The organism is Variovorax soli NBRC 106424 (assembly GCF_001591385.1).
GTDB classification, from domain to species: domain Bacteria; phylum Pseudomonadota; class Gammaproteobacteria; order Burkholderiales; family Burkholderiaceae_C; genus Variovorax; species Variovorax soli.
In genome coordinates this window covers 64,069-73,652 of record NZ_BCUU01000016.1, presented here as the reverse complement: position 1 = coordinate 73,652, position 9,584 = coordinate 64,069, and the positions used below count along the sequence as shown (strand labels likewise).

General features: G+C 67.9%; 10 protein-coding genes. 6 read left to right on the top strand and 4 right to left on the bottom strand.

Annotated elements, in window-relative coordinates:
• Window positions 1-618, top strand: a 618-nt coding sequence (locus tag VSO01S_RS07615; RefSeq protein ID WP_068641201.1) for a fumarylacetoacetate hydrolase family protein, incomplete at its 5' end; no start/stop codon positions are given.
• A gap of 19 nt (window positions 619-637) precedes the next feature.
• Here the strand turns inward: VSO01S_RS07615 and VSO01S_RS07610 are convergent.
• A complete protein-coding gene (locus tag VSO01S_RS07610) occupies window positions 638-1,294 on the bottom strand; it encodes a glutathione S-transferase (RefSeq protein WP_068641200.1) in 657 nt (218 codons plus the stop codon).
• Window positions 1,295-1,405: 111 nt separating this feature from the next.
• Between VSO01S_RS07610 and VSO01S_RS07605 the strand changes: the two genes are divergently transcribed.
• Entirely contained in the window at window positions 1,406-2,650 is a 1,245-nt protein-coding gene (locus tag VSO01S_RS07605) for a polyhydroxyalkanoate depolymerase (protein ID WP_068641199.1), read from the top strand.
• A gap of 9 nt (window positions 2,651-2,659) precedes the next feature.
• Here VSO01S_RS07605 and VSO01S_RS07600 read toward each other — a convergent pair whose 3' ends face one another.
• The gene (locus VSO01S_RS07600; protein ID WP_084241736.1) at window positions 2,660-3,631 is read right to left on the bottom strand and encodes a LysR family transcriptional regulator; all 972 of its coding nucleotides are present in this window, start codon (window positions 3,629-3,631) and stop codon (window positions 2,660-2,662) included.
• An 88-nt stretch (window positions 3,632-3,719) separates the two neighbouring features.
• Between VSO01S_RS07600 and VSO01S_RS07595 the strand changes: the two genes are divergently transcribed.
• On the top strand, window positions 3,720-4,772 hold the full coding sequence (locus VSO01S_RS07595; protein ID WP_068641198.1) for an adenosine deaminase family protein: 1,053 nt from the start codon (window positions 3,720-3,722) through the stop codon (window positions 4,770-4,772).
• Window positions 4,773-4,834: 62 nt separating this feature from the next.
• Complete coding sequence (locus VSO01S_RS07590) at window positions 4,835-5,818, top strand: Bug family tripartite tricarboxylate transporter substrate binding protein (protein WP_068641197.1); 984 nt, start codon at window positions 4,835-4,837, stop codon at window positions 5,816-5,818.
• Between the two features lie 51 nt (window positions 5,819-5,869).
• Here the strand turns inward: VSO01S_RS07590 and VSO01S_RS07585 are convergent, their stop codons facing one another.
• Window positions 5,870-6,328 (bottom strand): CBS domain-containing protein, encoded by a 459-nt coding sequence (locus VSO01S_RS07585; RefSeq protein WP_068641196.1) that lies wholly within the window; start codon window positions 6,326-6,328, stop codon window positions 5,870-5,872.
• Window positions 6,329-6,488: 160 nt separating this feature from the next.
• Here VSO01S_RS07585 and VSO01S_RS07580 point away from each other — a divergent pair, with 160 nt between their 5' ends.
• Together VSO01S_RS07580 and VSO01S_RS07575 are read left to right on the top strand one after the other, a co-directional pair.
• The gene (locus VSO01S_RS07580) at window positions 6,489-7,799 is read left to right on the top strand and encodes an O-acetylhomoserine aminocarboxypropyltransferase (RefSeq protein ID WP_068641195.1); all 1,311 of its coding nucleotides are present in this window, start codon (window positions 6,489-6,491) and stop codon (window positions 7,797-7,799) included.
• On the top strand, window positions 7,796-8,605 hold the full coding sequence (locus VSO01S_RS07575) for an alpha/beta fold hydrolase (RefSeq protein ID WP_068641194.1): 810 nt from the start codon (window positions 7,796-7,798) through the stop codon (window positions 8,603-8,605). The genes VSO01S_RS07580 and VSO01S_RS07575 overlap by 4 nt, the downstream gene beginning before the upstream one ends.
• 505 nt (window positions 8,606-9,110) lie before the next feature.
• Here the strand turns inward: VSO01S_RS07575 and VSO01S_RS07570 are convergent.
• Entirely contained in the window at window positions 9,111-9,509 is a 399-nt protein-coding gene (locus VSO01S_RS07570; protein WP_068641193.1) for a thioredoxin family protein, read from the bottom strand.
• Window positions 9,510-9,584: the final 75 nt, after the last annotated feature.

The following is a 9,584-nucleotide window of genomic DNA, read 5'->3' as shown; positions in this document are numbered from 1 at the left end:
CCGGCAGGCACCGCGCCGCACCACTGGAAATCCGGCGGCCCGTCGCGCCAGGCCACGCTCACCCATGCAGCACTGCCGCCGCACGGCGTGTGGGCCAGCCCGGCCGATGCGCGCAAGTGGCCTTTTCACCTGCGCGGCATCGAGGCCGAAGTGGCGCTGCGGCTCGCGCAGGACGTGGACGCCGAACGCGCCGCGTCCCTCGACGTGACCGCCGCCACCCGTCTGGTGGATGGCATGTGCGTGTCCATCGAACTGGTCGACTCGCGCTGGGCCGAGGCGCTGGATGCGCCGGCCCTCGCCAAGCTGGCCGATCTTCAATCGCACGGCGCCCTGGTGCTGAGCACATGGACGACCTTCGCGCCACGCGACTGGGCTGCGCAGCGCTGCATCGTGAACATCGGCAAGCAGCCCACCATGGAATTCGTCGGCACGCACTCGCTGGGCGACCCGGCCTTCGTGCTGCCGGCCTGGCTGCGCCACGCCACCCAGGGCGGCGCCGTGGTGCGCGCAGGCACCGTGGTCACCACCGGCACCTGGTGCGGCCTGCCCCTGGCGCAGGCGGGCGATCGCGTGACGGCGGAATTCCCGGGCATCGGGCGGGCCGAAGTCCAGCTGTGAACCTGGGGCTGGGACCCGTTCAGAACTCCGCGTCCAGCTCGTCGATCTCGTCCGGCTCGGCCCTGGCGGCCTTCACCCATTCCTGCATGGCCGGCAGTTCCATGATCCGCTTGCAGTACGCGGCGCAGGCCTTGTCCAGCGTCACGTCGTAGCTCAGGAAGCGCGTCACCACCGGGGCGTACATCGCGTCGGCCATGCAGGGCGCGGGTCCGAACAGATAGGGCCCGCCATGGGCCGCCAGGCATTCGCGCCAGATGGCGACGATGCGGTCGATGTCTGCCTGCGCCCGCGACCACACCTTGAAGCCCGGAAAGCGGGCCTTGATGTTCATCGGCAGCGCGCTGCGCAGCGAGGCAAAGCCCGAATGCATTTCGCCGCAGATGGCGCGGCAATGGGCGCGCGCCTTGGCATCGGCCGGCAGCAGCCCCGCCTTGGGCTTGATCTCGTTCAGGTATTCGCCGATGGCCAGGGTGTCCCAGACCTTGATGCCGCCGTGCTGCAGCGAAGGCACCAGCATGGACGAGGACAGCAGCAGCATCTCGGCCTTCATGGCCGGGTCGTCGGGCGGAATCACCTTCTCGGTGAAGTCCAGCCCGGCCAGCTTGCACATCAGCCAGCCGCGCAGCGCCCAGGCGCCGTAGTTCTTGCTGCTGATGGTGAGGACAGGTTTGGCCATGCGCTGCTCCTTCGGCTTTCCCGCACTGGTGCAAGGCTTGTGCCAGAACAGTGCGCCGCCGGCGACGCCGCGCCTTGCCGGCTTGGCCCGCTATTTGCCTGCGGGCATTGCATGCTGTACGGGCTCTACCAGTCCTCGATGAATGCCACTTCGCCGATGCGGCTGGCCGCCCAGGTGCTGGGCAGCGCCTTGTGGTTCGAGAAGGACGAGCGCACGGCCAACCGCCGGATGGCGTCGTTCTTCGACGTGCTTTCGCGCATGCGCCTCACCCACACCCGACCGCCGTACGGCATCGAGCGGGTGATGGTGGACGGCCAGGAGGTCGCCGTGCGCGAGGCGCCGGTGCTGATCGCCCCCTTCGGCACGCTGCTGCACTTTCGCAAGCACACCCGTGCCGAGCAACCCAAGGTTTTGGTGGCTGCACCACTTTCGGGCCATTTCGCCACCCTGCTGCGCGAAACGGTGCATACGCTGCTGCGCGACCACGACGTGTACATCACCGACTGGCACAACGCGCGCGACGTGCCGCTGTGGCACGGCGGCTTCGGCCTGGACGACTACACGCGCCAGCTCATGGCGTTTCTCGAGCACATCGGCCCCGGCGTGAACCTGGTGGCCGTCTGCCAGCCCTGCGTGGCCGCACTGGCCGCCACCGCACTGATGGCGGAAGACGACAACCCCGCCACGCCACGCAGCCTGACGCTCATGGCCGGCCCGGTGGACTGCCGCGTCAATCCCACGGCCGTGAACAAGCTGGCCACCGACCGCCCCATCGACTGGTTCCGCCGCAACCTCATCAGCCGCGTGCCGTGGCCCCATGCCGGCATGATGCGGCGCGTGTACCCCGGCTTTCTGCAGCTCACCGCCTTCATGAGCATGAACGCGCAGCGGCACCGCAAGCAGTTCGAGCTGCTCTACCAGCACCTGGTGGACGGCGAAATGGCACAGGCCAACGCCATCCGCAGCTTCTACGACGAGTACTTCGCGGTGAACGACCTGCCCGCGGAGTTTTACCTGGAGACGGTGGAGCGCGTGTTCCAGACCTACGACCTGCCGCGGGGCGAACTCACCGTGGGCGAGCGCAAGGTAAACCCGGCGGCCATCCGCCGTACCGTACTGCTCACGGTGGAAGGCGAGCGCGACGACATTTGCTCCGTCGGCCAGACGGTGGCGGCGCAGGATCTGTGCACCGGCATCCGGCCCTACCTCAAGACCCACCACCTGCAGGCTGGCGTGGGGCACTACGGCGTGTTCAGCGGGAGCAAGTGGAACCAGCAGATCTACCCGCGGGTGCGCGACACCATCCACACGGCCGCCGAGCTTCATGGCACCCGGGCGGCCCAGGCCGCCGCCTGACGCCCTGGGTCAACGAACCGCCTTGCGCCGGCCAGCTCGCCGCTTGCCGGCGGCTGGCGCGGCGGACTCGCCGGGCACGAGCGGAAGCCGGTCTCGAAGATGGGCGATCAACTGCTTGGCGGCTTCGTTGCGCGTGGGCCCGGCCGGGTACACCAGCACGATCCGGCGCTCGACACGCGGCCGTGCCAGCGGCAGCACCACCAATCGGGCATCGCGCAGCGACTCCGTGTACAGCCGCGGCATCAGCCCCAGCGCCAGGCCGCCGCGCACCAGCGCGTACAGCGTCTCCGAATAGCTGACGCGGTACGGCTCGGCGCCCTGCGCGAACTGCGCCCGCGCCGGATTGCCCAGCGCCGGCATGCTGCCGCTTTCGAACAGCACGAGGCGCTCGCTGCCGATGGCTTCCCAGCCCACTTCCTCCAGGCCGGCCAGCGCATGGTCGCGCCGCAGCACCAGCACCAGCGGATCGCGGAACAGCTCCACGCTGGCCAGGCCGCCGCCGGGCGCCTCGGTGATGGCGGCCACCGCAAAGTCCAGCTGGCCGCTGCGCACCTCGGCCAGCAGCGTGGTGGACGGGGCATCCCGCCAGGCCACTTCGAGCTCGCGCCCGCCTTCGCGCAGGAACTCGCTCACCGCCCCGGCCACCGCACCGCTGGCCGAGGGAATGACGCCGATGCGCACGAAGGCCCGGCCGCGGCGCACCGTGCTCTCGATGTCGCGCAGGGCCATGTCCACCGTGTTGACGAGGAAGTCGGTACGGGCCAGCACTTCGGCGCCCACCGGCGTGAGGGCCAGGCTGTGGGTGGTACGCGTGAGCAGCTCGGCGCCCAGCAGCTTCTCCATCTGCTTGATGGCGTTGCTCAGCGCCGGCTGCGTGATGGCCAGGCGCTGCGCCGCGCGGCCGAAATGCCCTTCTTCCACCAGCACCGAGAAGCACTGCAGCTGGCGCAGGGTCAAGGCGCGCAGGGGCTGGGTGGACATGCGAAGGTGGCCTGGTTATCAGTTGGATGAATGAAATTATAGAAATTCAAAACTTCTCTTGAAGGCCGGCACTGCCTAGACTTTGAGCATGTCCGCCACGCCCCTCGACGACTTCCTGCACGCCATTCCCAAGGTCGAACTGCACTGCCACCTGTTCGGCACGGTGCGCCAGGCGACCTTCGAGGCGCTCAATGCGCGGGCCGGCTCGCCGCTGGTGGCCGAGGAAATCCAGGGCTTCTACACCCGCGGCGAGAAGCCGGTGGGCGTGCTGCGGGTGCTGCGCGCGCTGGATGCCGAACTCGTTCGCACGCCCGACGACCTGCGCCAGCTGACCTACGAGTACCTGCAGGACGCCGCCAGCCACAACGTGCGCCATGCCGAGTTCTTCTGGAACCCGACCGGCACGGTGCATGAATCGGGCATGGCCTACCGCGCAGCGCAGGACGCCATCGTGCGCGCCATCCGCGATGCGCAGCAGGACCTGGGCATTGCCGGGCGCCTCATTGCTGCCATCGACCGCGAAGCCAGCCCCGAGGCCGCGGTGGAAATGGTGGACTGGGTGCTGGCGAACCGCGCGGACGAAGTGATCGGCATCGGCATCGACTACCGCGAGGTGGACCGTCCGCCCGAGATGTTCCTGGAAGCCTACCGCCGCGCACGCGAGGGCGGCCTGAAGACCACGGCCCATGCCGGCGAGTTCGGCATGCCCTGGACCAATGTGCGCACCGCCGTGGAAATGCTGCAGGTGGACCGGATCGACCACGGCTACACGGTGGTCGACCAGCCCGACTTCGCCCGCGAGTGCGCCGAACGCGGCCTGATCTTCACCGTGGTGCCCACCAACTCCTACTACCTGCGCACCCTGCCGCCCGAACGCTGGGCGCTGGACCACCCGATCCGAAAGATGCCGGGGCTGGGCCTGCGCATCCACCCCAACACCGACGACCCGACCCTGCACAAGGTCACGCCCACACAGGCCTGGGCCATGATGGTGAGGGACTTCGACTTTTCCATCGACGACCTGCGCGGCTTCATGCACAACGGCCTGGACGGCGCCTGGATCGACGAGCGCCAGCGCCGCGACTGGCACGCCCAGTGGGGCGCCGAATTCGATGCGCTTCGCGCACGTTTTTCGCTTTGAATCCGTCCTGACACTCACCCACCCTTCGACCCCTCGCCTCTCTCCCCGGAAGCCGCACCACCATGCCCTCGTTCAAGAAGCCCCTCGTTCTGGCCGCCCTGCTGGCCGCCGCCCTGCCCGGCATCGCCCTCGCCCAGGCCGCCTGGCCCGCGGCCAAGCCCATCACGCTGGTCGTGCCCTACTCGGCCGGCGGCAGCGTGGACTTCAACGCCCGCCTGGTGGCCACCAAGCTGGGCGAGCGGCTCAAGCAGTCGGTGGTCATCGAGAACGTGGCCGGCGCGGGCGGCGTGATCGGCGTGACCAAGGTGGTGAACGCCGCACCCGACGGCTACACCCTGGTGGCCGGCCCCGACAGCGTGATCGCCATCGGCAAGCTCATCAACCCGGCGGCCTTCAAGTTCGACCCGCTCAAGGACCTGGCGCCGGTGGGCATGCTCAACACCGCGCCGATGGTGCTGGTGGCCCGGCCAGGGCTGCCGGTGCAGAGCTACGGCGACCTGGTCAAGCTCGCCAAGGCCTCGCCCGGCAAGTACAACTACGCCACCTCGGGCGTGGGCACGGTGCTGCAGCTGGCAATGGAACTGCTCAAGGAAAAGAGCGGCATCTTCGTGACTCACATCCCTTATCGCGGCGGCGCGCAGATCGCCACCGACGTGATCGGCAACCAGGTCGACCTGGCCATGCTGGTGAGCACCAGCGCCATCCCGCACATCAACGGCGGTCGCCTCAAGGCCCTGGGCGTGACCAGCGCCAAGCGCCTGGACGCCCTGCCCAACGTGCCGGCCTTCGGCGAGATGCCCGGCCTGAAGGACTATTCGATGGTGAGCTGGACCGGCATCTTCGCGCCCGCGGCCACCCCGCCGGCCGTGGTCAAGCGGCTGAACGAGGAATTGAATGCGGTGCTGAAGGACCCCGAGGTGCGCGCCAAGCTGCAGGAGCAGGGCGCGGTGCCGGGCAGCGGCTCGGCGGAAGACCTGGGCAAGTTCGTGCGCACCGAGTACGCCCGCAACCAGAAGATCGTCCAGGCGGCCAACATCAAGGAATGACTTGCCGCCGCGGCTGCGCCCCGGGAGCAGGGGCGGCAGCCGCCGTCTTCGTCAGGAGTTCTTTTCGTCTTCTTCTTCCGCGGGCCAGTCGCGGATGTAGGCCTTGAGCATCTTGTTCTCGAAGTTCTGGCTGTCCACCACGGCCTTGGCCACGTCGTAGAAGCTCACCACGCCCATCAGCATGCGCTTGTCCATCACGGGCATGTAGCGCGCATGGCGGTCGAGCATGATGCGGCGGATTTCATCGAGATCAGTCTCCAGGGTGCAGGTGACCGGGTGGTCGTCCATGGCCTTGCGCACCTGGGTGGAACCGACCGAGCCGCCGTTGCCCACCACGGCCAGGATCACCTCGCGGAAGGTGAGCATGCCCACCAGGTCGCCGTGCTCCATCACCACCAGCGAGCCGATGTCCTTGTCGGCCATGATGTTGACGGCATCCGCCAGGGGTTCATCGGGCGTGATGGTGAAGAGCGCGTTGCCCTTCAGACGCAGGATGTCGCTGACTTTCATGGGGGATGCTCCTCTCGTGTGGGCTAAGTACCGATTCAAATATAGCCCACAAATCACACACAATGACCCACCGTTGGCACGTCCACGACACGGGTGCTGTCTTGCAGACGTAACGGGTCGTTCGCGCTTCCCCCTTGTTTGTGATTCCTGAAAGGCTCTCATGCCCGGCTATTCCGATCCCGGCTTCGACACGCTCGCGCTGCACGCGGGCGCGGCCCCCGACCCCGCCACCGGCGCGCGGGCGGTGCCGATCCACCTGAGCACCTCCTTCGTCTTCGAATCCAGCGACCACGCGGCCTCGCTCTTCAACCTGGAGCGCGCCGGCCATGTGTACTCGCGCATCAGCAACCCGACCAACGCGGTGCTGGAGCAGCGGGTGTCGGCGCTGGAGGGCGGCATCGGCGCCATCACCACCGCCAGCGGGCAGGCGGCGCTGCACCTGTCGGTGGCCACGCTGATGGGCGCGGGCTCGCACATCGTGGCCAGCACGGCGCTGTACGGCGGCTCGCAGAACCTTCTGCACTACACGATGCGGCGCTTCGGCATCGACACCACCTTCGTCAAGCCCGGCGACCTGGACGGCTGGCGCGCCGCCATCCGGCCCAACACCAAGCTGCTGTTCGGCGAGACGGTGGGCAACCCGGGCCTGGACGTGCTCGACATTGCGGCGGTGAGCGACATCGCGCACCAGGCCGGCGTGCCGCTGCTGGTGGACTCGACCTTCACCACGCCCTACCTGCTCAAGCCCTTCGACTGGGGCGCTCATCTCGTCTACCACTCGGCCACCAAGTTCCTCTCGGGCCACGGCACCGTGATCGGCGGCATCGTGGTGGACAGCGGCAGCTTCGACTGGGAACGCTCGGGCAAGTTCGCGGAGCTGACGCAGGCCTACGACGGCTTCCACAACATGGTGTTCTCGGACGAAAGCACGGTGGGCGCCTTCTTGCTGCGGGCGCGGCGCGAGGGCCTGCGCGACTTCGGCGCCAGCATGAGCCCGCACACGGCCTGGCTGATCCTGCAGGGCGTGGAGACGCTGCCGCTGCGCATGGAGCGGCACATCGACAACACGCAGAAGGTGGTGGAGTTTTTGGCCACGCATCCTTTTGTGGAGCACGTGGGCCATCCGCTGCTGCCTTCTCACCCCAGCCACGCCCTGGCCAACAAGATGCTGCGCCACGGGGCCAAGGGCGCGGGCTCGGTGTTCAGCTTCAACCTCAAGGGCAACCGCGAGCAGGGCAAGAAGTTCATCGAGACCTTGCGCCTGTTCAGCCACCTGGCCAATGTGGGCGACTGCCGCAGCCTGGTGATCCACCCGGCCTCCACCACGCACTTCCGCATGAGCGACGAGGCGCTGGCCGGCGCCGGCATCACGCAGGGCACCATCCGCCTGTCGATCGGGCTGGAAGACCCGGCCGACCTCATCGACGACCTCAAGCGCGCGCTGAAGGCGGCAGAGAAGGCGGCAGCATGAACATCGACGTCAACGGCCACTCCCTCTACGCCTACACCGGCGGCAAGCCCTTCGACGCGGCCAGGCCGACGGTCGTGTTCATCCACGGCGTGCTCAACGACCACAGCGTGTGGATCCTGCAAAGCCGCTGGTTCGCCCACCATGGATGGAACGTGCTGGCCATCGACCTGCCGGGCCACTGCAAGAGCGGCGGCAAGCCACCCGCCAGCGTGGAAGAGGCCGCGCAGACGGTGATCGCGCTGCTGGATGCGGCCGGTATCGAGCGTGCTGCGCTGGTGGGCCACAGCTTCGGCTCGCTTATTGCGCTGGAGACCGCCGCGCGCGCACCGGACCGGGTGAGCCATCTGGCGATGGTGGGCACGGCCTATCCGATGAAGGTGTCGCCGGCGCTGCTCGACGCTTCGCTGAACGAGCCGCACAAGGCCATTGCCATGGTCAACACCTTCTCCCACTCGACGCTGGCGCCGCCGCCCTCGTCGCTGGGGCCGGGCACCTGGCTCTATGGCGGATCGCGCGCGCTGATGCGCCGCGTGCTGGCCAGCAATACCGAGGCCAACGTATTCCATGTCGGCTTCAACGCATGCAACCAGTATGCGAACGGCGAGGCGGCCATCGAGGCGGTGAAGTGCCCGGTGCTCTTTCTGCTGGGCAAGGGGGACCAGATGACCCAGGTGTCGGCGGCGCAAGCGCTGGTCAAGCGGGCTGCCAACGCAAAGGTGGTGACGGTGCAGGCTGGGCATGCGCTGATGAGCGAAGCGCCTGACGAGGTGCTGTTTGCGTTGGCGGACTTTATGGGGGCGCGGTAGGCTCGGTTTGCTGGCGTATGGCGCGGGGGCCAAGGGCTGCGTGCCCCTGTGCGGGCGCGCCACTGTGGCGGTCGGCTTCGCCGACTGCCCTGCGCTGCTCGCGGAGCCGGCCCTGCGGAAGAACTCGCTGCGTTCACTTCGTTCACGCTGCTCAGACAGCTTCCGCAAGTCAGATCACGAAGCTTGTGTGTGTCCTTCGGCACACACAAGCGGGCCGGCCCCACTGCGCTGCTCGGCGCCACAGAGGCGCGCCCGCACAGGGGCACACAGCCCTTGGCCCTGGACACGTTCGTGGTGCATCAAGGGGATGTGCAACGCACCGTTGGCATAGCACACAGGTGCCCTGCCCCCCGCTAAATCCGACACGACGTCTCCAGGCGGGTGCGGCAGGCCCTTGGGGCCGGGGGCGCCTTCTGTGGCGGCGAGGCGCGCAGCGGCGGGGCTTAGCGTTTGTGTGCCGAAGGACACACAAATGCGACCGTTTCTGACTTGCGGCAGCAGAAACTCAGACGTCGATCAAGAACTCATCAGGCGACCGCTCGACAGCAGCCAGCAACTGCTCCACCTCCGCAGAAGAGGGCTGCACAGGCAACGCAGAAGAAAGCATGCGCGACAGGGTTTCCGCATGCGGCAGCAACGGCCCCAGAAAGCGCGTGCCATCGCGCCCCGCCACCAGGATCGTCGGAAAGGTCTCGACGTCGAACTCGTCGGCAATATCGGAATGGTCTTCCACGTCCACCCATGCAAAGCGCATCTCCGGATGGGCGCGCGCCACCTCTTCCATCAGCGGACGGTAGTCGCGGCAGGTGCCGCACCATTCGGCGCACAGGCACACCACCCACAGGGCGTTGCCGGCATCGTCGGCTTGGGGGGCGGTACCGGGATTGGTGGGCAATGCACTCACGGTTGGAAGGAAGTGGCCAAGGGTTTGCGGGATTGGCGACCGGCTGGCCGCCTCACTATTATGGGCAAAGGCCTC

Excerpts from the sequence above, each read along its gene's own strand:
- VSO01S_RS07610 (WP_068641200.1), bottom strand. The coding sequence starts at position 1,294 with ATGGCCAAACCTGTCCTCACCATCAGCAGCAAGAACTACGGCGCCTGG.
- VSO01S_RS07580 (WP_068641195.1), top strand. The coding sequence starts at position 6,489 with ATGCCCGGCTATTCCGATCCCGGCTTCGACACGCTCGCGCTGCACGCG.
- VSO01S_RS07590 (WP_068641197.1), top strand. The coding sequence starts at position 4,835 with ATGCCCTCGTTCAAGAAGCCCCTCGTTCTGGCCGCCCTGCTGGCCGCC.
- VSO01S_RS07585 (WP_068641196.1), bottom strand. The coding sequence starts at position 6,328 with ATGAAAGTCAGCGACATCCTGCGTCTGAAGGGCAACGCGCTCTTCACC.
- VSO01S_RS07605 (WP_068641199.1), top strand. The coding sequence starts at position 1,406 with ATGCTGTACGGGCTCTACCAGTCCTCGATGAATGCCACTTCGCCGATG.
- VSO01S_RS07600 (WP_084241736.1), bottom strand. The coding sequence starts at position 3,631 with ATGTCCACCCAGCCCCTGCGCGCCTTGACCCTGCGCCAGCTGCAGTGC.
- VSO01S_RS07575 (WP_068641194.1), top strand. The coding sequence starts at position 7,796 with ATGAACATCGACGTCAACGGCCACTCCCTCTACGCCTACACCGGCGGC.
- VSO01S_RS07595 (WP_068641198.1), top strand. The coding sequence starts at position 3,720 with ATGTCCGCCACGCCCCTCGACGACTTCCTGCACGCCATTCCCAAGGTC.